This window comes from Paenibacillus sp. FSL E2-8871 (assembly GCF_038000345.1).
GTDB lineage: Bacteria > Bacillota > Bacilli > Paenibacillales > Paenibacillaceae > Paenibacillus_AQ.
Genome location: NZ_JBBOBV010000001.1, coordinates 2294390 through 2318054, shown reverse-complemented (window position 1 = coordinate 2318054; position 23665 = coordinate 2294390). Strand labels below are relative to the sequence as shown.

General features: G+C 42.9%; 22 protein-coding genes. 17 read left to right on the top strand and 5 right to left on the bottom strand.

Going from position 1 to position 23665, the window contains the following annotated elements:
- Positions 1-10 precede the first annotated feature (10 nt).
- The 4 genes from NYE25_RS10700 (at position 11) to NYE25_RS10685 (ending at position 5249) form a co-directional block, all read left to right on the top strand.
- On the top strand, positions 11-694 hold the full coding sequence (locus NYE25_RS10700) for a response regulator transcription factor (RefSeq protein ID WP_042189943.1): 684 nt from the start codon (positions 11-13) through the stop codon (positions 692-694).
- Between the two features lie 2 nt (positions 695-696).
- Positions 697-1965, top strand: coding sequence for a HAMP domain-containing sensor histidine kinase (locus NYE25_RS10695; protein WP_341145890.1), 1269 nt, complete (start codon positions 697-699; stop codon positions 1963-1965).
- A 165-nt stretch (positions 1966-2130) separates the two neighbouring features.
- The gene (locus NYE25_RS10690) at positions 2131-2904 is read left to right on the top strand and encodes an ABC transporter ATP-binding protein (RefSeq protein ID WP_042189939.1); all 774 of its coding nucleotides are present in this window, start codon (positions 2131-2133) and stop codon (positions 2902-2904) included.
- 2 nt (positions 2905-2906) lie between these two features.
- Positions 2907-5249 (top strand): ABC transporter permease, encoded by a 2343-nt coding sequence (locus NYE25_RS10685; RefSeq protein ID WP_341145889.1) that lies wholly within the window; start codon positions 2907-2909, stop codon positions 5247-5249.
- Between the two features lie 87 nt (positions 5250-5336).
- On the opposite strand, the gene NYE25_RS10680 is transcribed toward NYE25_RS10685, so the two are convergent.
- Both NYE25_RS10680 and NYE25_RS10675 read right to left on the bottom strand, forming a co-directional pair.
- On the bottom strand, positions 5337-5765 hold the full coding sequence (locus tag NYE25_RS10680; RefSeq protein ID WP_076284646.1) for a VOC family protein: 429 nt from the start codon (positions 5763-5765) through the stop codon (positions 5337-5339).
- Positions 5766-5954: 189 nt separating this feature from the next.
- The gene (locus NYE25_RS10675) at positions 5955-6353 is read right to left on the bottom strand and encodes a DUF2871 domain-containing protein (RefSeq protein WP_094870196.1); all 399 of its coding nucleotides are present in this window, start codon (positions 6351-6353) and stop codon (positions 5955-5957) included.
- Positions 6354-6702: 349 nt separating this feature from the next.
- Between NYE25_RS10675 and NYE25_RS10670 the strand changes: the two genes are divergently transcribed.
- Entirely contained in the window at positions 6703-6918 is a 216-nt protein-coding gene (locus NYE25_RS10670) for a hypothetical protein (protein WP_234532155.1), read from the top strand.
- 114 nt (positions 6919-7032) lie between these two features.
- Here the strand turns inward: NYE25_RS10670 and NYE25_RS10665 are convergent, their stop codons facing one another.
- Entirely contained in the window at positions 7033-7998 is a 966-nt protein-coding gene (locus NYE25_RS10665; RefSeq protein ID WP_042189930.1) for an NAD(P)H-dependent flavin oxidoreductase, read from the bottom strand.
- A gap of 207 nt (positions 7999-8205) precedes the next feature.
- Here NYE25_RS10665 and NYE25_RS10660 point away from each other — a divergent pair, with 207 nt between their 5' ends.
- The 12 genes from NYE25_RS10660 to NYE25_RS10605 all read left to right on the top strand — a co-directional run bounded on the left by NYE25_RS10660 (position 8206) and on the right by NYE25_RS10605 (position 21798).
- A complete protein-coding gene (locus NYE25_RS10660; RefSeq protein WP_042189928.1) occupies positions 8206-8868 on the top strand; it encodes an MgtC/SapB family protein in 663 nt (220 codons plus the stop codon).
- Positions 8869-9376: 508 nt separating this feature from the next.
- Positions 9377-10534, top strand: coding sequence for an ROK family transcriptional regulator (locus NYE25_RS10655; protein ID WP_076300528.1), 1158 nt, complete (start codon positions 9377-9379; stop codon positions 10532-10534).
- Positions 10535-10562: 28 nt separating this feature from the next.
- On the top strand, positions 10563-11567 hold the full coding sequence (locus NYE25_RS10650) for an asparaginase (protein ID WP_076286572.1): 1005 nt from the start codon (positions 10563-10565) through the stop codon (positions 11565-11567).
- A gap of 89 nt (positions 11568-11656) precedes the next feature.
- Positions 11657-13261 carry a glutathione ABC transporter substrate-binding protein gene (locus NYE25_RS10645; protein ID WP_341145888.1) on the top strand — a complete coding sequence of 535 codons (1605 nt, stop codon included), beginning with the start codon at positions 11657-11659 and terminating at the stop codon, positions 13259-13261.
- A gap of 113 nt (positions 13262-13374) precedes the next feature.
- Positions 13375-14298 carry an ABC transporter permease subunit gene (locus NYE25_RS10640; protein WP_341145887.1) on the top strand — a complete coding sequence of 308 codons (924 nt, stop codon included), beginning with the start codon at positions 13375-13377 and terminating at the stop codon, positions 14296-14298.
- A gap of 69 nt (positions 14299-14367) precedes the next feature.
- Positions 14368-15279 (top strand): ABC transporter permease, encoded by a 912-nt coding sequence (locus NYE25_RS10635; protein WP_042189918.1) that lies wholly within the window; start codon positions 14368-14370, stop codon positions 15277-15279.
- Between the two features lie 13 nt (positions 15280-15292).
- Positions 15293-16294, top strand: coding sequence for an ABC transporter ATP-binding protein (locus NYE25_RS10630; RefSeq protein WP_042189916.1), 1002 nt, complete (start codon positions 15293-15295; stop codon positions 16292-16294).
- Positions 16291-17283: an ABC transporter ATP-binding protein gene (locus NYE25_RS10625; RefSeq protein WP_042189914.1), complete on the top strand. Its 993-nt coding sequence runs from the start codon at positions 16291-16293 to the stop codon at positions 17281-17283. Before NYE25_RS10630 ends, NYE25_RS10625 begins: the two co-directional genes overlap by 4 nt.
- A gap of 41 nt (positions 17284-17324) precedes the next feature.
- A complete protein-coding gene (locus NYE25_RS10620) occupies positions 17325-18779 on the top strand; it encodes a leucyl aminopeptidase family protein (protein ID WP_341145886.1) in 1455 nt (484 codons plus the stop codon).
- Positions 18780-18803: 24 nt separating this feature from the next.
- Positions 18804-19496, top strand: a complete 693-nt coding sequence (locus NYE25_RS10615; protein WP_076300524.1) for a copper homeostasis protein CutC — start codon at positions 18804-18806, stop codon at positions 19494-19496.
- Between the two features lie 27 nt (positions 19497-19523).
- Entirely contained in the window at positions 19524-20474 is a 951-nt protein-coding gene (locus tag NYE25_RS10610) for an ROK family protein (RefSeq protein WP_341145885.1), read from the top strand.
- 49 nt (positions 20475-20523) lie between these two features.
- Positions 20524-21798: an alpha-L-fucosidase gene (locus NYE25_RS10605; protein WP_341145884.1), complete on the top strand. Its 1275-nt coding sequence runs from the start codon at positions 20524-20526 to the stop codon at positions 21796-21798.
- A gap of 395 nt (positions 21799-22193) precedes the next feature.
- Here the strand turns inward: NYE25_RS10605 and NYE25_RS10600 are convergent, their stop codons facing one another.
- Positions 22194-23189 carry an HAAS signaling domain-containing protein gene (locus NYE25_RS10600; protein WP_341145883.1) on the bottom strand — a complete coding sequence of 332 codons (996 nt, stop codon included), beginning with the start codon at positions 23187-23189 and terminating at the stop codon, positions 22194-22196.
- A complete protein-coding gene (locus tag NYE25_RS10595; RefSeq protein ID WP_076129886.1) occupies positions 23176-23523 on the bottom strand; it encodes a PadR family transcriptional regulator in 348 nt (115 codons plus the stop codon). Before NYE25_RS10595 ends, NYE25_RS10600 begins: the two co-directional genes overlap by 14 nt.
- Positions 23524-23665: the final 142 nt, after the last annotated feature.

Genomic DNA, 23665 nt, shown 5'->3' with positions numbered 1-23665 from the left:
AGAGAAATCGATGAGATATGATTGTTTGATTATTGATGATGAAATTGAGCTTGCGGAGACCACCTGCGAATATTTTAATTTGTTTGATGTTCAAACCGCATTTGTTACGAGCGCCGATGCCTGTCGGAGCTTTTTGAGTGAGCATCAGGTGTCGATGTTACTCCTAGATATTAATTTAGGTGGTGAATCCGGCTTCCAGTTATGCAAAGAACTGCGTCAGACGACCGGGATTCCCATCCTGTTTATTAGTGCCCGCTCCAGTGAGGATGATGTATTAATTGCGCTAGATATCGGGGGAGATGATTATATTCATAAGCCGTATACCCTGAGAGTGCTGCTGGCAAAAGTAAAGGCGGTGCTTAAACGGTACAACAACGAAGTTGTAGCCGAGTCCTCCCTTCTTGAATCCGGACCCATACAGATTGATCCCGAACTCAGAAGGGCAAGTCTTAACGGCGTACCCCTCAAGCTGAAAACAATGGAATATAAATTGCTAAAGTTTTTGATCCAGCATAAAAATCGGGTAATCCCTAAAGAGGAGCTATTTGCAGGGGTATGGGGAGATGTTTTTGCGGGAGATGGCACCTTAAATGTACATATCCGTCATCTTCGTGAGAAGATTGAGCAGAATCCTAACGATCCGCAGTACATCCGTACCGTATGGGGCATCGGTTATGCTTTTGAGGATAAATAGTGATGACTAAAAAATTGCTACTGGCGCTAATGCTCACTATATTCGCTGCAAGTATAACTCTCTTATTCCTGATATTTAATTTGAAGGTGGAGACCCCAACAGACCGAGTGGCGATCAATACCATTGTTAAGCTTACAGAGCAGCATTGGGATAAGCTTGAGCCGAAACTGTACAAGGAAAGTCCCTATGATTTCGCCATTATTGATACCTCTGGTAAATTAAAATATCAGACTGAAAATGTGATTTCCGTTAGCGTTAATGAAGCTATCAATAATCGGGATATCTTAGTCGACGTTGTTGTTCAGGATCAGCTGGTGGGTAAAGTAATTATTAATAATGATTACCGTACGATTTTTATACATATGAAACAACAATTTATACAAGTTTCTGTTGCAATGCTGCTTTTGCTTACAATTCTAGGCATCCTCTATATTTGGTTCCTGAATAGATCCATTCTTCGTCCATTTCGCAAAATGCAGCTATTCGCGAACCATATCGCAAGAGGCGATCTTGAAGTGCCTCTGGAAATGGATCGTAATCATCTATTTGGTGCTTTTACCGAAAGCTTCGATATGATGCGGGAAGAGCTTGCGGCGGCTAGGCACAGTGAATATTTAGCGAATAAGAGTAAGAAGGAGCTGGTTGCTAGTCTCAGTCATGATATTAAGACACCCGTCGCTTCGATGAAGGCGATTACGGAACTGATGTTATTAAGCGCAAGAGATGAGAAGACAAGCAGACAGCTAAATACCTTGTATTCCAAAGCGGATCAGATTGATCGTCTGGTCACAGACATGTTCCATTCCACCTTGGAGGAACTGAATGAACTAAAAGTCAGCTTAACGGAGGAGCATAGTCACCTGCTGACCCAAATTATAAATAATGTGAACTTCTACGAACGGATTTCAGCTGCATCTGTGCCAGACTGTATCATTATGGTGGATCCCTTACGGATACAGCAGGTCATCGATAATGTGGTGAACAATTCCTATAAGTATGCCTTCTCGTGTACACCCATCGATATTACATTCGAGATTAGGGATCATTATCTGGAGGTTGATATTCTGGATTATGGTCCTGGTGTTCCTGAGGAGGAATTGCCTTTAATATTCAATAAATTCTTTCGGGGCAGTTTGGCCGTGAGCCAGAACGGTGCAGGTCTAGGTCTGTACATTTCTCGTTATATGATGCAAAAAATGCAGGGCGACATTGTATGCTCCAATCGGGAGGATGGATTTACTGTAAAGCTGCTGATTCCTTTAGCAGGATAGAATTAAGAATTCGCTAAGGATTGCACAAAGACATGTTAAGAACATTTAACGTACGATTAGGTTGCAATTACGAATGAGTCTGTGATTGCAGCCATTATATTGTGCGTAGAGCTAGGGTTACTATTAGCGTAATTAATGAGCATGAACGTAAATGGAGTGTTCAACATGAACGAAGTGAATAATAAAGTATTGATGCAGACCCATAAGCTTGGAAAAACCTTTTCCCATGGAGGAACTCAGCAGCATGTATTAAAAAATCTAGATCTGACCTTATATCATGGTGATTTCACGATTATCATGGGCAGCTCTGGTTCTGGTAAATCAACACTGCTGTATGCCATTTCGGGAATGGATAAGCCAACGCTTGGAGAGGTCTTGTTTGAAGGTCAAGATATTACGGCGATGAGTAATGATCAGCTGGCGATATTCCGGCGGAAGAATTGTGGATTTGTGTTTCAGCAGATCCATCTGCTCGATTCAATGAGTGTCCTCGACAATGTATTATCAAGTGCTTTTCTTGTCCAAAAGGATAGAGCTGGGGCTGTGGAAAAAGCCAAAAAGCTGCTCTTAGATGTAGGCCTGGATGACACCATCTGGGGTAAGTTTCCAGCGCAAATCTCAGGAGGAGAAGCTCAGCGTGCCGGAATTATCCGGGCCCTGATCAACAGTCCAAAAGCGGTCTTTGCGGATGAGCCGACTGGAGCGCTAAATAGCTCAGCAGGAATAGGGGTACTGCGTGTCCTAACCGAGGTAAATAAGCAGGGGCAAAGCATAATTATGGTAACCCATGATCTCAAAACTGCGCTGCGTGGTAATCGGATCTTGTATCTGCAGGATGGAGTAGTCATCGGAGATTTGCGCCTTTCCCCTTATAGCGAAGATAGTGGACCTGAACGGCAGCAGCAATTACAGTCCTTTCTGACCGAATTGGGGTGGTAGGGATGAGAAGCTTAATAGGAAAGCTTGCTTGGTCCAATATTCGTAAAAGAAAAAGTGCAACGATTACGCTCTTCGTATTGATTATGATTGCTGCGCTGCTGCTGAACATTGGCCTATCAGTCAGCTTGAAGCTTAATTCTTTTCAGCAAGAAAAAATATCGAAGCTAAATACACCTGATATCACCGCTTATTTTCCTTTAAATGAGAATGTGAAGAATTATGAATCTCTGGTGGATAGCTATCCTTATACTGAAACATGGGAGAATGAGGCGGCGCTTCTGCTACCTGATGTAAAGATAAACTACGGGGGAAACAATACAGCTATTGCTTTCTTGATTCTTAATAAGGATTCGGAGCGCTCATTGGGACTATTTAATACCACTTCTCGGTTGGAACCTGCGGATCAAAATACAATTTATTTGCCGTATATCTTTCACGGAGGCTCAGGGTATAACCTTGGGGATACGATCTCGTTTGAATACGATAACAACAAATTTACTTATACCATCGGTGGATTTACGGAGGAACCCCTTTTTGGGACATTGACGAATGGGGCTTTGAAAATATTTTTAAACGATGAAGGTTATAAGCAATTAGAGGAACGGCTTGGGAAAGAAGTTCAATTTAATCTTTTATCTGTACAATTAAACGAACGGGCGAAAGAAGTCAAGCTGGAGCAAAAGTTGAGTGAACAGATTTTTGGATCTGGAAACACAAGTTCATTTTTAGTCATGCGAACTGATGTGGGGCTCGAAGGTAACCGCGTTTTTGTGAATATTTTAGCCGCTATTCTGATTGTATTTGCATTGATTATGGTTGTAATCTCGTTGATTGTGATCAGGTTTCAGATCTTCGGGAATATTGAGGATAACCTAACCAACATCGGTGTTTTGAAAGCGAACGGTTATACGTCAAGGCAGATCATATCCTCATTTCTGTTACAGTTCGTCTCAGTATCTATAATGGCCTCCATACCGGGAAGTTTGATCTCTGTTCTAGTCATGCCCTTAGTAGGTAATATGATTTCGTCTTCGGTTGGACTGTTGTGGCCGACAACTTTTGAATTATTAAGTGCTTTGTTGAGTTTGCTTATCGTTACGGTGCTGATTCTCTTAGTTGCCTACCTGTCTAGTAGAAAGATTCGAAGGATTACTCCGATAGCAGCTCTTCAGAGCGGGCTTCTTACCCACAATTTTAAGAAAAATCATTTTCCGCTAGCGAGCACTTCATTGAATTTGCAATTCGCCTTAAGTCTGAAGTCTTTATTTAGACAGACCAAGCAGAATTTTATGATCGTGCTGATCGTTGCAGGGTTGACCTTTTCGAGTATATTTTGCTCCATCCTTAATTTTAACTTTAAAGGGGATACTTCAGCCGTTTTAGATTTAGTGGGTCTAGAACGTACCAATTTGCAACTTGATCTAAAAAAAGCTGATCATGATCCAAAGATATTTGCAGAAGTAGAGGCCATGCCTGAGGTTCAGAAGATCTCCATATTGGAAGGTAGAGTAGCTTCTATAGATGATTCCAGTTTTATGCTCCGTGTATCTGATGATTATGCCAAGCTGGAGACGCAGACGGTCTATAAAGGTAGACAGCCCATTTTTGATAATGAAATTGCGGTATCCGGTGTAATTGCAAAAATGAAAAATAAATCGATTGGGGACGAGATTCCAGTTACGTTTAATGGGGTAACCCAAAATTATTTGGTGACTGGTCTTAGCCAGCAGATTAATCAGTTAGGTATGGTTGCTACTATAACAGAAGATGGAATGAGAAAATTGCAGCCGAATTATTCCGTCCAGTCCATTAATGTGTACTTAAAGGAAGGGGAAGATCCTCAAATCTTCATTCAAAAGCTTGAAGAACGTCTCCCTGGACAATGGAACGTAACGAACATTTTAGACATGTTAGAAAGCACGCTCAGTACATTCACTTCAGCAGTATCTTCTATGACAGCAGTCATTACCGCGGTCACAATTATAGTGGTTAGTTTAATTTTGTATTTGGTGATTAAGACGTTGATTATGAAACGTAAGCGGGAATTCGGTATTCTTAAAGGTATCGGATATACGACCTTTAATCTGATGACACAGATTACGTTCAGTCTTTTTCCGGTGATTGTAGTTGGAGTATTATTGGGGAGTTTAGCAGGTTATTTTTTCTCGGATTCGGCGTTTGTATTATTGCTTTCAAGTCTAGGCATTTATAACGTTCAGCTGGCGGTTAGTCTGCCTCAAGTGCTTCTACTGTGTGCTGTCATTCTAGTTGTTGCTTATGTGGTATCCATGTTAGTTGCAAGACGGATTCGGAAGGTCAGTGTATATGATTTGATTATGGACTAAGAGCTTGAACAAAAAACAACGAGCTGGAGGTAGGCCGCACCTGTATTAATAGGTTTCACAGCCACTCCATACTCGTTGTTATTTTTATTACATATTCATTCGTCCGTCATCATAATTGAATTGCCAATCGATGCCGAATTTATCTTTTAGACTACCATAACACGAGCTCCAGAAGGTTTCTTGTAATTCCATACCTACTTTTCCGCCTTCTTTAAGCTTATGGAAATATTTATTTATGCCATCCAAATCCTTACTAACTACCGAAAGACTAATGTTATTTCCTTCCACAAAAGGCATGCCCGGAAAAACATCAGAGAACATTACATTACTGCCTTCGATATTCAAGCGAGTGTGCATAACTAAATCTTTGGCTTCTTCAGGAAGAGTGAAATTGGGATCAGGTGGTGTTTCGCCAAAGGTCATGATTTGTGGACGTTCAACGCCAAATACCTCCGCGTAAAATTCTGCGGCTTGACGGCAATTCCCGTTGAAATTCAGATAAACATCGATAGACATTTACTTCACTCCTTAAAAGTTTTATTGGCATCGAAAGCATAGTTTAAAGTTAAAATTTAAGATATCTCGCGACTTCCATATTGTATCATTTACCAGTGTATAAACAAATATACTTATAGTCTCATTTGGTATGAACTTTTACATGATTATAAAAAGGAGCCGCTGGAGTGTTGTCCAGCGGCTCTTTCCCTATGATTTAATTCGTTTACCGAGCAGAATTAGTAGCCATATGATACCGGCTCCTACTATGGCATGACCGAGACCCGCAATATGCGGTAAGAAGCTGATATCAGTCCCGTTAATTTGCAGCATCCCGCGAGTGGCCATAGTACCGATCGTGATCAGGAGACCAATGTTATATACAATGTACCATGCGCCAAAGGATTTAGCTTCATGGATATTAAATAACTTGGCTAGGATCAATGCGATTATAAAGAAGAAGAAGCCCAGTACAAGGATATGAGTATGAAGTGCAACTAAGATGGTGTTTCCTTCGAAATCATTCATTTTGGTAATTTCACGATAAGCAACACCTGCTATCAAACCAAGAATCGCATAGAAAAAAGACGTATAATACAATTTTTTCATGATCATGACTCCTTTATGTTTATTGTTATATTGAAATCATATCTTTCAAATAAGAACGCAGTATGAACAAATGATTATATAGTGATTAATTTCACGGAATTGACAAAAATAAATCTCTTAAGCATGTCCCACATAGTTTCCACACAATATTCATCTATAATCATTAATATTATTGAACCCCACTATTCATTGAATTCAGGGTGTTCGATGGCACGGGAGGATGAATATGAAAAAAGCGGATTGGATCATAGCCATTCTAGTTATGGGAATGGGTCTGATGTGCATGTTGGTTTCAGCAAATTTTTTTCGTATTGATTTTTTCCGTATTATAAAGTAGGAGATGGTTTTTTTGAAAAGAGGAGTATTTGCAGTAATCTGTGTTGTTATTTTGTCATTTGGAATTGGAACAGCAGCTTATGCTGCCGGGTTTGCTCCAAGCACTTTTAAAGAGATGTTGCCCTTTATGAAAGAAAGACATCCTAACTTAGGTGATTCCGAGCTAGAACAAATGTATAAGAGCTGTCATCAACAAGAGGGCATTTCTAATACTCGTGGAATGATGTAAGGCTATGCTGATAGAGTCAACTATAAACAACGCCTTTTAAAAAGAACCCTTTGTTGCATACAACAAAGGGTTCTTTTTTTATCTTTATCATCGCATAAGTATCGTATTAAAATCTTAAGTTACCGGGTTCAATGCTCCCTGATACTCATACATTAAATTGTCAATAATCTGCTGTACGGACAATATCTCTTTAATCTCATGAACTCTGGACCCGGCAAACACTAATCCGTTCTTAACATCTCCTCTAAGCGAAGTTAGCAGGGATTCCATGGTACAGAAGCGATGCGAACATACCTTTAGACAATTAGAGCATTTTGCTATTTTTAATTTGGCATCATCACTAATACGTTCTGTGAATTCATTACGAATCGCTCTGCCATCTAGCCCAACTGTAGACTTAATTAGAATAGTATCACCTTGCTGAGCATCTACATATTTTTGTTTAAAGGCCAAAGGAGCATCACATTCATGGCTCGCCACGAAACGAGTCCCCATCTGAACACCAGAAGCGCCAATCCGAAGGGCTTTTGCGATATCATCTCCTGTCAGAATCCCACCAGCAGCAATAACCGGAATCGAAACGGCTTCTACAACCTCAGGAAGAATTTCGAACATGGATCTCTCTGTACCCAAATGGCCCCCAGCTTCAAATCCTTCCACTACGACTGCAGAGGCACCAAGTCTTTCGGATATTCTGGCTAATTTGGCGGAGGAAACAATAGACACCACAGGAGTACCATACTCTTTACCCCAAGCATAAATATCTCTGGAAATCCCGGCTCCAGATATAATAAAGTCCACTTTTTCTTCCAAAGCGACCTTCATTTTATCAGCAAAATCCTTCATCGCGAATAGAACATTCACACCGATATATCCAATCCCTTTTGAGAGCTCTCTTGTTTTGCGAATATGCATTCTCAGTTCATCAGTGGTGATTCCTGTCCCGGAAATGGTGCCTATCCCGCCTGCATTGGCTACAGCAGCAGCTAAGCCACTTAAGGATATGCCTACGCCCATACCCCCTTGAATTACAGGAACCTTGGATTTAATATGCCCAAATTGGATTGTTGGCAGTTTCATATACGCACCTCTTTCACTAGTTGTAGACCGTTATACAATGTCTACTGGAGTAACAGCTATAAAGGTATCACAGTTAAATCTTTGCAGATGTGACTGTGCGCATGCTCAAACTATGTTAAATATCATGTTCATATTATAGGAGGGGAAATATAGAAATCCGTTTATGATACAATAAATAGCAATATCATAAGGAGAGAAGGACTATGTATGGAGTTTGAATATTTGCTTCGTGTAGTTGGAGCTGGAATTTGTGGTGTTTTAGTTGGCTTTGAACGAAAAAGTCGGATGAAAGAAGCGGGAGTTAGAACGCATTTTATTGTTGCTTTAGGTGCTGCACTTATGATGATCATTTCAAAATATGGATTTCAGGATCAAGCTGATTGGTCCTATGTTAAGCTCGATCCCGCACGTATAGCTGCCCAGGTAGTAAGTGGAGTGGGATTTCTTGGTGCAGGAATGATTTTCATGCATAGACACACTGTGAAGGGCCTGACAACTGCAGCGGGGATTTGGGCAACGGCGGGACTAGGGCTGGCGATTGGATCGGGCCTTTATATTCTTGGTGGAGGAGCAACAATTATTATCTTACTTGGACAAAAGATTTTGCATGGCCGCTACAGTTGGCTGGCCTCACCGAAAACGCAACAGATTGTGATCTGTCTGACTAATTCAGAAGGAGCCGTGAGTAGAATTCAACAGCTCCTTGAAGAAAAAAATATTACCATTTTAAGCTTTCACGCTGAAAATAATAGTCTTGCCTCCGAATTGAATTTAGAAATTATCGTAAAATTTCCTGAATCGTTTAATGCTGTGAAATTGTTGTCACTGATACAAGAGGACGCGTCTGTTAAGGCAGTAGAGTTTCAATAATTTTTTTAACACTACGCATCAAAAGTTGGTTTCTATATGAAGAACTTGCTTTTGATGCGGGTGCAATCTCCATTTCACTATCAATCCGCGCACGATTCTACCTTTTTTCCAATATTCAGATTCACAAAACTTCTGCATCGACCCCAAACCTCTTTTGTTTTTAAGATATTTCCTCCACCTCTAAATTAAGTTTTTCCTATTTATAGTTTCCGCTCGGTCTATTATGAGAGCGGCTTTGGTCTTCGATGTTATGTTTGTGTTATGTATTTATTGGAGATTGTTATAAAAATCACATATTAAACGCTTTCATTTATTTCGAATAAAAAAATATGTCATTTATATTGACATACAATCAATGAGCCTTTATTATTAATCCCATCACTGGAGAAACTAAACTGAAATTTAATCAAATAATACATTAGCGTAGCTTAATTGGCAAATTTTTTCTTATTTTTATAGTTTTATTAGTTTGATTAATGCACTGAAGAAAATAATTAGGAGAATGTCTGTGAAAAAGCACGATCAGGATTTTATGAAGCGGCAAAATCGTTTGACGGTCTTCGAAATCATAAAAAATCAACAACCAATTTCTCGCGCTTCCATCGCCAAACAAACGGGTATGAGTCCTACAACTGTAAGTCGAATTGTTGGGGAATTAACTGAACAGGGCTATCTACTGGATTCGGATCAGGTATCGTCAGGATTAGGTCGGAAATCAACGTTGCTAGCTATGGTTGACGCTTCTGTATTGTCGGTTGGGGTTGAGCTGGATCGCAGTCTTATGATTGTAGGTATCGTAGATTTGCAAGGTAAGCTTCTCTGCAGCAGGCAATACCCGCGTACTCCGGACGAGAGTCCAGACAAGACACTGGAACGAATCAATGAAGCGATTGAACAACTGACGCAGCAGCATGTGATTGACAGAACACGTATCGTCGGTATTGGCGTTGGACTTCCTGGAATTGTGAATAACGAAGAAGGTATTGTTGTCTTCTCTGTTCAGCTTGGATGGAAGAATGTTGCCTTAGCAAAACGCCTAAAGGAACTAACCGGTTTTGAAATTGCTGTAGATAATGAGTTGAAAGTTAGAGCTCTTGCTGAACACCTCAAAGGCGCTGCTGTTGGATCTGTCCGTACCGCACTATTGGGCTTCGGGCAAGGCGTTGGCTCGGCGATGATCCTTGAGGGAGAGATTTATCGCGGGGTGATGAACAGTGCTGGTGAAATAGGGCATACGACAGTGGATCCTAACGGAATGATGTGCGAGTGCGGTAAGGCGGGTTGCTTACAGACCTATATAAATATCAGTTCATTGTTGTCGGAAGCCAATCGGATTCGTCCGATTCGCACGATCGAGGAGTTATTTGAAGCAAAGGATGCAGGAGAGCATTGGGCGGTTCATTTGATCGAGCGTGCGCTCATGTATATGGCGATTACAATCAACAATGTCGTATGCATGTATAACCCTGATAGTGTGATCCTGAGTGGAGAACTTGTAGACAAATTTCCGGATATTTATGAAGCAGTCGAGAAGCTATATCTTTCACGCTTCACATGGGAACCCCTTCGTGGGTCTTTCTCCATTCATCGTTCGATGTTGAACGAGAATGGTGTAATTATCGGATCTGGACTACTATCGCAAAATCGTTTTTTCGCATTGGATTAAAATAATTACATCGAAGGAGGTTGTACATATGGGGTTTACAACATTAGTAGAAGAATATCGCGGTGGCTTACTGGAGAATGTCCATTATGGTGCAGTTAGCGTGGTCGATGAGAAAGGTAATATTTTGTATAAAGCAGGTAATCCGGAGCATATGACCTATCTTCGTTCAGCTGCTAAACCATTCCAAGCTTTACCGGTTATGAAGCGTCGGATCGATGAAGTTTACGGTTTGACAAGTAAGGAAGCCTCACTCTTTACTGCTTCGCATCGGGGAGAGGCCTTTCATATTGAAGCACTTGAATCTCTTTTTCAGAAAATGGGATTAAAAGAAGAGGGACTTCATTGTTGTTCTACATACCCACTGAATGAGGAAGCCAAGGCAGAACGCCATCGGGCGAATGAGCCCACTCGTAAAATCTTTCATAATTGCTCAGGTAAACATGCAGGGTTAATGGGCCTTAGCAAATATATGGGTTGGGATATAGATACTTATTATGATCCTAACCATCCCGTGCAACAGGAGATCATTGATATCATGGCTTATATCGCAGAAGTATCGAAGGAATCCATTCCTCAAGGGATTGATGGCTGTGGTCTTCCTATCTTCGCACTCCCTCTTCATAAAATCGCTTATTCATATTTAAAGCTAGCCTGTCCTGATTTGATTGAGAATACGGAAATACGTAACGCAGCTGCTGCGACTGCAAAGCTTATGAACGATAATCCGGTGATGATTGCGGATACGAAATTCGTCTGCTCAGAGCTTCTAAAGGATGATAATCTGACGGCAAAGGGCGGCGCTAAAGGTGTATATGGGATTGGACTCCGAAAGGAACGAATCGGTATCTCGCTAAAAGTATCCGATGGCTCCGAGCAAGTATGGCCTTGTATCATCGCATCGATTCTGGAACGTTTAGGCTATAGCAATCAAGATACGATTGATCGTTTATATGCACTCGTGCCGAACACTATTGTTAATGATGGCGGCACAGTTGTAGGCGAACGCCGTGCTGTATTCCAATGGGAAGTCTGATTATAAGGATCGAGAATAATCTTCAAGTCTCATGAATAATTGGACTGGGAGCTTTTCTAATACATCGTTTCTAAAGGGGAGTGTATAACATGAAAGTAAAAGGAAAAGTATGGTCAATGTTCATGCTGCTGCTTATTACAGTAGTAGTGACTGCAGGGTGCGGCAACAAAGCGAACAACGAGGGAAAAGGCGGCAATACCGCTGGTGGAACTGAAACTAGCACCCCAACTACAAAAAATGATAAAGACATTGTAATTGCCATCAATTCTAACTTTATTACGCTGGACCCTCATAACGCAAGCGATACACATTCAATCAGCGCTGCCAGAACGATGTACGAAGGTCTAATGGGTTTTGATGAGAATATGAACGTAGTTCCTGTCCTTGCTGCTAGCCATTCCATAAGTGAAGACGGGTTGGTCTACACGTTCAACTTGCAAGAGAACGTTAAATTCCAAGATGGTACTGACTTCAATGCTGAAGCGGTTAAAGTAAACATCGCCCGTATTCAAGATGAGAAGAACAATCTGAGATTGCGCAAAAGCTTTGCAAAGGTAGCAAAAGTGGAGACTCCTGATGCCAAAACCGTGGTTATTACACTCAGCGAGCCATACAACGCATTTTTAAATAAAGTAGCTATGGCACCTATTATTAGCCCGAAAGCTTTAGAAGAAAACGGAGCTGATATTTCGAAAAAACCTGTAGGAACGGGTCCGTTTAAGTTCAAAGAATGGGTGCAAGGTGATCGTCTAGTTGTTGAGAAGAATACGGATTACTGGCAAAAGGACTTGCCGAAAGTGGATAGTATAACCTTTAGACCCGTACCAGAGAATGGCTCACGGATTGCGATGCTGAAGACTGGAGAGGCTGATTTCATTTATCCAATGCCTACCGAGCAAGTATCCGAGGTTGAAGGCCTTGAAGGAATTACTATAGATACCATCGATTCAACCATTGTTCGTTATGTTACTTTGAATACGATGAAGAAACCTTTCGATGATGTAAAGGTACGTCAAGCCATTAACTATGCTATCAACAAAGATGCGTATATCAAGGTGGTGAAATCGGGTCTTGGCGCTAAGCTTGATTCCACGATGTCATCCAAAACACAATATTATTCCCCACAAACAGGTTATGACTATGACATTGAAAAAGCTAAGCAATTGCTTGCGGAAGCGGGTTATCCAGACGGATTCGAAACCGAAATTTGGGGTGAGAATGAATCCGAAACTATGAAGGGTATGCAATTTATCCAACAACAGCTAGCGCTTGTAGGCATTAAAGTAGAAGTGAAGTCCATGGAAGGCGGTACTTTATCCGACCAAATTAACGCTGCTAAAACACCTGAAGAAGCAAAAATTCAAATGTGGTATGTCAGCTGGTCTCCATCCTCCGGTGATGCAGATGGTGCTACTAGAGGGTTGTTCAGTAGTGAAATGTTCCCACCTGCTGGCTCGAATACAGCTTATTATAAAAATGAAAATGTAGATAAATGGATTGCTGAAGCAAACAAATCTGTTGATCCAGAAGCGGCTAAATCCATTTATGCAAATATTCAAAAAACAGTATGGGAAGATGCTCCGTGGGCATTCATGGGCGTTGACCAAATCATCTCAGGCAAAAGATCGAATCTGGAAGGTGTCAAAGTCTTCCCGGATGGTTCCATTAATGTCCTAAATGCAGAAGTGAAATAATTCAAGTCAAACGCAAAATTTAATTTCCCAAGAATTGAACGAGGCCGCTTCTTAAGAATGGTAGGAAGCGGCCTCAACTAAATCATTTGTCGATACTGAAGGGGGCTTATGAGTTGGGTAGATATGCTTTACAAAGACTCCTCGGGGTTATTCCGTTGCTATTCATTGTATCGGTATTAGTCTTTCTGTTTATTCACTTAATTCCGGGCGATCCGGCCCGGCTTATTGCGGGTAAAGACGCCACACTTGAAGAGATTCATGGCATTCAAGAGCAACTAGGTCTCAATCTGCCGCTGTGGAATCAATACATAAACTACATGAGCGATCTACTAAGTGGTAATCTGGGCAATTCGATTCGATCAGGGATTCCAGTAACCGATATGCTAGAAAGTAGAATAATGCCTACCTTGTGGTTAACGTTTCTCAGCATGGCTTGGGCGCTTGTCATTGGTCTTCTAATTGGTGTTATTTCAGCGGTTTATCGTAATAGATGGCCTGATCACTTAGGCACATTGACAGCCATTTCGGGGATGTCGATTCCTGGATTCTGGTTAGGTTTGGTACTCATTCAAATTTTCTCGGTAGAGCTTGGTTGGTTTCCGACCGGTGGTGTAGATTCCTGGAAGTCGTATATTCTTCCTTCCATTACACTTGGAATGGGAATTATGTCGATGCTGGCTCGTTACTCACGGTCATCGATGCTAGAAACGTTACGGGAGGATTATATCCGTACTGGACGTGCGAAAGGCTTACGCGAGTATGTTGTTATTAGCAGGCATGCGCTGCGCAATTCTCTTATACAGGTCGTTACTGTAGCTGGACTTCAATTTGGGTTCTTGCTTGGTGGATCGGTAATGGTTGAGACAGTGTTCAGTATTCCTGGCCTTGGTAGACTGCTGGTGGATTCCATTTTGTTCCGGGATTATACAGTTATTCAAGCTTTGCTGCTGCTGTTTTCAACACAATTTATCCTTATCAATTTAATAGTAGATTTATTGTATGGCATGCTCAATCCGAAAATCAGGTTTTCTCAGTAAGGTAGAGTAACTGTGAGGCAGAATTACGATAGTTTTCTATAGGGTGAATATAGGATTAGGAGGGATATCATGAGCGACAATTCGGCGGTAATGGGAACTAATTCTCCTATACCCGGAGAGGTAATAGCCCCGGAGAAAACAAAAGGCCGCGCGGGTGTTTTTATTCGCAAGTTCAGCAAACAAAAGATGCCCCTTGTGGCTGCATTTTTTATCATATTGCTTTTTTTAATTGCCATTTTCGGGCCATTTCTGACCCCTTATAATCCTGATGAACCGAACTATGATGCGCTAATGCAGGGTCCGTCTGCCAAGCATTGGGCGGGAACGGATGAATACGGCCGTGATATTCTAAGTCGCTTAATTGATGGTACAAGGTTGACTTTGGCGGTCAGTCTGAGCTCCGTATTGATTGCAGGTGTACTTGGAACCATCCTTGGTCTTGTCAGTGGATATTATGGCGGTTGGCTGGATCGGATTATTATGCGTGGCAGTGACGTATTGTTCTCATTCCCTGATTTACTGCTTGCCATTGGGATCGTCGCTATACTTGGGCCTGGTTTATCCAACGTTGTGATTGCCGTTGCAGTCTTCGGTACACCCTCGTTCGCCCGCATTATTCGGAGCGTAACATTGTCTGCGAAGGAAACATTGTTTGTTGAAGCTGCCCGTTCAATGGGTGCAAAGAATCGCAGAATCATTTGGCGACATATTTTTCCTGAAACAGTCCCTAGTATCATCGTTAATCTATCCATGAAAATTGGCGGGGCAATCTTAGCCGCTGCGTCACTGAGCTTTCTTGGAATGGGTGCGAAGCCAACGGAGCCCGATTGGGGGGCAATGTTAAGCATGGGGCGCGATTATTTAAGTATAGCTCCTCATATCGTTTATTTTCCGGGTTTAGCTATATTTTTGACAGTACTTGCATTTAACCTGGTCGGGGACGGACTGCGCGATGCTCTTGATCCCAAAATGAAAAACTAAGGAGGGACAAGACATGACTCAAAATTTGCTGGAAGTACAAGGGCTGAAAACGGAGTTCAAACGCGGCGATGGAAGTATAACGGCAGTTGCAGGTGTTGACTTTGTGATTAAGAAAGGTGAAGTGCTGGGTCTAGTTGGAGAATCCGGCTGTGGCAAAAGCGTTACCTCACTGTCGATTATGCGGCTCCTTAAGGATACGCCAGGCCGAATTTCTGGCGGTTCTGTTCGTTTCGAGGGAACGGATCTGACAAAGGTTACGGACAAAGAGATGCGCCAGATACGGGGAAATGAAATGGCGATGATTTTTCAGGAGCCAATGACTTCGCTTAATCCTGTGCTGAAGATTGGTTTGCAATTGATGGAACCGATAATGTTGCATTTGGGTTATGGTCGGAAGAAGGCTCGTGAACATGCCATTCATATGTTGCGGTTAGTTGGTATACCACGTGCGGAAGACTTGGTGGATGAATATCCGCATCAGCTCTCTGGCGGTATGAGGCAGCGTGTCATGATTGCGATGGCGATGTCTTGCCACCCGAAACTGCTGATTGCAGATGAACCAACAACGGCGCTTGATGTAACGATTCAAGCTCAAATCCTAGATCTAATGAAGCACCTGAAAGAAGAACAGGATATGGGAATGCTGCTCATTACCCATGACCTTGGTGTAGTAGCAGAACTATGCGACCGTGTAGTCGTTATGTATGCTGGTCGTGTAGTGGAGGAAGCTTCCGTTCATGAGCTATTTGCAAGACCGCAGCATCCATATACGAAGGGATTAATTCAATCCGTTCCTAAGCTGCGTCAAAACGTACGTCGCTTGGATTCCATTAAAGGGAATGTACCTGATCTATCACAAATGCCAGCAGGTTGTAAGTTTGCGCCACGCTGCGATTATGTCACAGAGCGTTGTCTCTCGCAGGAGCCAGAGTTACTCCCGATTGAGGGACTAGAGCGAAAGAGTCGTTGTTGGCTTACACAGCAGGAGAACACGGAAGGAGGGGAACGTTTGTGAAGGAGACTCCACTCATTGAAGTTAAAAGTCTGAAGAAGTTTTTTTCGGTGAAGAAGGGCTTTTTCGGAACTACTAGATATTTGCACGCAGTTGATGGGATCTCATTCGCTATACGTAAAGGAGAAACGTTCAGCCTTGTGGGTGAAAGTGGCTGTGGTAAATCTACTACGGGTAGATTAGTGACTCGCTTGCTGGAGCCGAATGACGGTGAAGTGTGGTTTAAGGGTCAAAATATTAGCCATATCTCAGACAATCAAATGCGGCCTATTCGTAAAGATATACAGATGGTGTTCCAAGACCCCTATGCTTCGCTTAATCCACGGATGAAGGTGAAGGATCTTGTGGCTGAACCTCTGCTCATTCATACAAAGCTCTCGTCCAAAGAACGGGATAAACTAGCATGCGAGTTACTAGAGACAGTGGGATTGAATAGTATCCACGCCGAGCGCTACGCTTTTGAGTTCAGCGGTGGGCAGCGACAACGGATTGGAATCGCCCGGGCGTTGTCTGTTCGCCCAAGCTTAATCGTAGCAGATGAGCCTGTGTCAGCACTGGATGTTTCGATTCAGTCACAAGTGCTAAATCTGTTGCAGGATCTGCAGGAAGAGTATGGCCTGACATATTTATTCATTTCACATGATCTAAGTGTTGTTGAGCATATTAGTGATCGAATCGGAGTTATGTATCTTGGTTCGCTCGTAGAGACGGCGGATAAGGATACCTTGTATGATCGTCCAATGCATCCATACACACAAGCACTGCTATCTTCTGTACCTGTACCCGATCCTACCTTAAAGAAGGAGCGCATTATTCTAAAGGGAGATCTTCCAAGTCCGGTTGATCCACCGTCGGGATGCCGTTTTCATACAAGATGTCCTTCCTGTATGGAAATCTGTAAGCAGCATGTACCGATATTCCGAGAAGTCGAACCAGGTCATGAGGTTGCGTGTCATTTATTTGATGAAGAAATGCTGAAATTAGAGCGGTAACTGAAATTGTGAGATAACTTTACGGAAAAGAAGGGACAGCGATGAATATCTTATTCGATTCCGCTAATGTGGCGGATACTATTGTCTATTTAGCTTATGACGAGGAGTCTTTTCCTTTTAAGCTGGGAGCGCCCCACAAACAGTGCAGCAGTGTGACTTGGTTACATGCTCGCACTGAGGAAGAGTCTGATGTGTTAGCGGTAGGAATGGGAAAGCGCAAGGATATTACGCTTGAGAGGATTCGCCGAGCGGGTGGAGCTGCTGCTCGTGCAATTCTGAAGGAAGGACGCAGTAGTGCTTCACTTGTTCGCTTAGCATCCGAGGCTATAAATAGGAATAGGGATATTTCTGCTGCTGATGAATTACAAGCTTGGATGGAAGGCTGGATTCTCGGCTTGTACCGTTTCCAAACTTATCGGGGAACTACCAAGGTGGAAGGCTCTGTTGATTTACAGCTTCAATCGATAGATTGGCCTGAGCTGTCATCGATTGAATTGGAAGCTGTACGTGTTTCTGCACAGATACGCGCTGAAGGAGCTGTAGTTGCTCGCGATCTTGTGAATGAGGTACCTGGGACACTGAATCCTGATCGTTTTGCGGAATGGATGGCAGAATTTTTCGACCGTGATGATGCTGCTTTGAAAGTCCATATCTATCGAGGACAGGAGCTTGTGGAACTTCAGATGAATGGGTTGCTCGCAGTTGGAGCAGGGAGTAAGCACGCTCCAGCCCTAGTTGAAATTCGTTACGAGAGTAACCCTGAATTACCGATGTTAGCACTGGTAGGTAAAGGTGTAACCTTTGACTTAGGTGGCATGAATGTGAAGACAGCTAGCGATATCAGCGATGCACGCATGGATATGGGGGGTGCAGCTGCTGTAATTGGGGCTATGGATATTTTGATACGGAAGCGTGCCAATGTAAATGTGACCGCACTTATTCCAGTCGTTGATAATGTGCCAGATGCTGAGGCTATGTTACCTTCGTCTGTTATCCGCTACCCTAACGGGGTAACTGTTCAGGTTGCGAATACGGATGGCGAGGGTCGACTTATCATAGCGGATGCGCTTATTCATGCCGCGAATATCGGAGCAAACCAAGCTGTTGATATCGCTACCCTAACTGGAAATGTCGGTGCGGCGCTCGGATTAGGCATCGCGGGCATATGGGGCGATGCAGATATAACGCAGAGCCTGGTTGAGATCGGGGAGCGTAATGGAGAACGACTGTGGCCCATGCCGTTAATGGATGAATATGAAGCAGATCTTCGGAGTAATTACGCTGATCTCCGCAATGTTAGTACTTCCCCCTTTGCAGGTGCGATTACAGCAGCCCTATTTATTCGGCGCTTTGTAGCAGAATCGATGAGCTGGGTTCATATTGATATGGCTGGGACGGTACAGTACAAACAGGATGTAGGGTACTCAGAAGCTGGAGCGACGGGATATGGTGCACGCCTCCTCGCCGATTATGTCATGAAGCAAGTACATCATTAACAACTGGAAGAGGGGGTGAAAGTTATGAGATTGGAAATCATCGCTACTTGTATGGATGATGCTCTGACGGCTGAGGCGAATGGCGCAGATCGTCTTGAGCTTATTACTGCCATTACGGAAGGTGGATTAACACCAGGAATAGGGTTGGTGGAGCAGGTAGCCAAATCGGTTAGCATTCCTGTCTTTGTTATGGTCCGTCCGCACAGTCGATCATTCAACTATTCCAAGGATGATATTTTGACCATGGCTGCAGAGATCAGGCAGATTGCAGCCAGTGGTGCTTCGGGAGTTGTTCTTGGCGCATTAACACCGGAAAAAAAGATCGATGAGCATGCGCTTGAAATATTATTACCGTTGACAGATGGCTTACAAGTAACCTTCCATCGTGCTTTTGACGAGCTGGAGGACCAAATTGCAGGTTATCGGACGCTTTGTAATTACCCGCAAATCACTCGTATACTTACCTCTGCTGGACCAGGTCCGGCACCTGAAGCCATTCCCGCTATGCGTAGGCTAGTAGAGGAATCAAGAGGTAGTTCGATAAGTATATTGGCTGGAAGTGGTTTGAAGCCAGAAGGTATTACATCGTTTATTCAACAGACGGGAGTCACAGAAGTACATTTTGGATCGGCTGTTCGTCATGGCAAAGATGCTTTGTCGCCAATCGATCCAGTAGCCCTGCGGGCGTTAGCTAAGAATATTCATTCGAACGGCTAATAATAGATAGTGAAAAGGTGAATGGTTATGCATAAGGCTGAGAGCTATGTAGTAGGAATTGATTTAGGCGGAACAAAAATTGCCGCAGCATTATTCGATTCAAAGGGTACCGTGTTGAATCGGGAATTAATGGAGACAGCTGGCGCGCACACCGCTGAAGAGGTGGTGCAGCGAATGATCGGAATGATCCGCTCTGTATCCGAAGGGCGACCGCTGATTGGAGTTGGACTGGCTTCTCCTGGAGCTGTGAATAGCCAGGATGGAATCGTAATTCACGGTACCAATCTTCCTGAATGGGATAATGTTCCACTGAAACATTGGATGGAGTCAGAACTTGGCATAGAAGTGAAAGTGGTAAACGATGCGAACGCTGCGGCTTGGGGCGAGTATGTAAGAGGAGCTGGCAAAGGCTCGAACAACATGGTGTATGTTACCTTCAGCACAGGAATTGGAGCTGGAATTGTTATGGATGGTGAGCTACTGCTCGGAACGAACTCATTTGCTGGAGAACTCGGTCATAATATTATTGACCCGAACGGAACGGAATGTAGCTGTGGAAGATATGGATGCTGGGAAGTATTTGCTTCGGGTACAGCAATTCGGGATATAGCACTGCGGAGTATGGAGAGCAGAACGTCGATGATTACAGAGCTGGCTAGTAGAAGTGGTGAAAAGATTAATTCTCGACACGTCTTCGAAGCGATGGCACTAAAAGATCCGGTGGCTGTCGAGGTAATTGAGCGAACGATTCATTATATGGCGATTGGATTAGCTAACGCGGTACATACGTTTAATCCTGATCGCATTGTAATTGGTGGAGGCGTAAGCAAAGCTGGTGAACTACTGTTTCCAGCGCTGAGAGAGAAAACAGAGGAACTTGTCATGAAGCCATATAAAGGAACTTATACTATTGAATCAGCAGGTCTGAGGGATGACGTAGGTCTTATAGGCGCTGCAGCATTATTTCATACCGTCTAGACTATCTGATCTATTTATCAAAGCTAGCGAAAACGGAGGGGCTGAAGAGATGGGTACAAGAGAAGAAAGAACGAGATGGTTCTTACAGGATAGATTCGGTATGTTCATTCATTGGGGATTATATTCCATTCCAGCACGAGGTGAGTGGATTCGTGGAAACGAGCGAATGAGTAGAGAGCATTATATGACGTATTTCGATGAATTTGACGCATCTCGATATGACCCGAAGAAGTGGGCCAGCGCAGCTAAAGCAGCGGGGCAGAAGTATGCGGTTCTTACGACCAAACACCACGACGGATTCTGCTTGTTTGATAGCAAGCTAACAGATTTTAAAGCGACTAACACGCCTGCTGGACGTGATCTCGTTCGAGAATATGTAGACGCTTTCCGGGCGGAAGGTATTGCTGTAGGTCTGTATTACTCTATTATTGATTGGCATCATGATGACTATCCTGGATATGGTGATAAAGCGCATCCGGATCGGGATAACGAAGCGGCTAAAGACAAGCCCATTGATTTTGATCGATACTTGGAGTATATGCATGGACAAGTGAAGGAACTGTTGACGAATTACGGCAAAATCGACATCATGTGGTTTGACTTCTCCTACGACAATATGACCGGAGAGAAATGGAAAGCAACGGAGCTAATCCGTATGATTCGCTCTATCCAGCCGGATATTATTATCGACAATCGTTTGGGTGGGAATATCCGCGCGGCCGAGCCAGAAGAATATGCTGGAGATTTCTTTTCTCCAGAGCAGATCATTCCTCCCGGTGGCATTGTTGACGTGAATGGTCAATCCATTCCATGGGAAGCATGCATTACGCTTAATGATAACTGGGGCTACCATTCCGAAGATAAAAATTATAAATCAACCCAGCAGATCATTCGCTCAATGGTCGAATGTATCAGTAAGAATGGCAACCTACTCCTTAATGTTGGACCAGATGCTAAAGGTGAAATGACACGGGAATCACTGGGTATCCTTGACGAAGTTGGGGAGTGGATGCGCCTTAATGGCGATAGTATTTATGGATGCGGGAAGTCTTCGCTGCCTAAGCCAGAGTGGGGACGTTATACGCAAAAGGGCAACAAGTTGTATGCGCACGTCTACGACCGTGGAATTGGCCCGATCTATTTCCAAGGCCTGAAAGGTAAGATTAAAAAGGCTAGATTACTACGTGATGGTACCGAGCTAAAGGTGGAGGTGCCGTGGATGGCTGAGGAATATTCGGATGTTGACGGTGGAGCGTTTATTACATTAAAAGGGGCTAAGCTTCCCGACGAGATGGATACAGTTATTGAGCTTGAGCTTCTTTAATTAAACCAGATAGAGTGTCCCATAAGTCATGAATGGCTGCTGGGGCACTCTATTGTTTTTTGATTGATTCCTATAATAATTACGACATATACAAAGTGCCTATCGAGCACAGATGACTCTAATCGAAGTATTATTGCATTTTGGGGATGTTAACGGACCGTATAGACACTATTGGTATGAAAAACACCATTTATGAACCTCTTTCAAGGGAATAGCTGCGCTGGAATCCGAAACTCTGTTTAAAAGGCTGGGAATTCGCAAATAACGTCCTCTGGGTCCGTAACACTTAGAGGGTGCTGACTGACACTGTGAAAGCTGTTGAAGCAGGCAGCCAACGAATCAGAATACAAAGCGGCGATTCTCCAAATAACAGGAGAATCGCCGTTCTGTGAATACTAAAGGCGAGCCTTGCGGAAGCCTTCATATATATTGAGAACCGCAACTAAAATCAGGCAAGCAATTCCCCCACCTACTAACCCCGTTTCAAATTGATTAGCTGAAGTTGTTAATAAATTAGACATGTAGTTAATGAATTCTTGGTTAAATACATTCGGATTTATAAGGATAATAGCGAATACAATAAGCACTAAAAGCTCGAGGACCGTATTACATAATGCTAATTCTCTAGTCCATTGTCTCTTGATTAATTTATATATAGTTAATGCGACTTCTAATCCGATCACAATAAGAATAATAGGCCAATAATCAAGTAACACATGCTGATTAAAAGCTGGGGCTACGAAGTTAAGTGCGCCTTCACCGCCTCTATAGACTCTGATCAGGTGTTCAGCATTAAAATAAACAGTAGCCCAAATGGCAGTCCACAGTAAACTTCCGAACACTTCGAAGCTTGTAATTGCTTTTTTCTTATGGACAAGCGCGATATCCTTCAAATCATCAGGAGTCCATTTCCTTAATTTTGTAGTAAGTGGATGACCTTCCTTTCCTTTATCCGCCCGTTCGATAATAGCGAACACAACAGTTATCCAAAAAAAGACTTGGATTCCTACTTCAAGGAAGGTTCCAATTCCTCTACTTATAACTGCAGTAACAATATCCGCAACTGTTTTATCTCCGCTATAGCCAATCAAGTAATCAGCAACCAGAGCGATTAAAGAAACAACTACAGCGATCGGTATAATCATTTTTAACAACGTAACATATAAATCGAAATAGCGTGGGCCGATGAGATACATGGGCTGATCGCGATACTCACTAGCTAAAATAGCGGGATTGCCCAATTTTGTAAGGACGGCTTTTACCTCTTTTTCGTCATAATCATCCGGTAACATATCCTCGATGGTAGATCGTAATTCGAGAGCGATATCCTCCCGATTTTGTTCCGGTAACCTCCGAGTCACTTCGTGAATGTAAATCTCAATCAGCTTCATGGTCATCCTCCCCTTGTAATAGGCCGTAGAGTTCTTTCGAATTCTTAAGCCATTCTTCCTTTAGCTGTAAAAAAATTTCTACGCCATAGTCACTTAGAACATAATACTTACGGGGTCTGCTCTCGGATGTGTCCCAGCTGCTCGTCACTAATTCCTGTTTCTCTAATCGGCGAAGTAATGGATATAGGGTGCTTTGATCGATGATGATGCTGGATTCCTCCAACAATTGAACGAGCGAATATCCATACTGGGGTGTTCGTAATTGACTTAAAACGGCTAGCGTTAACGTACCTCTTCTAAGCTCTGTGATTAAAGAATTTAATAAAGTACTCATTCACCCACCTCATTATTTAAAATATAAGGATTTATAATTTCTTATAAATTGTTCTTATATTTTTGGTTTAAACGCTCGCTGTCCTTGAGAGGACGTCGAAGCCGCTTATACTTACTATGTGTCATACAGTATTCGATCTATA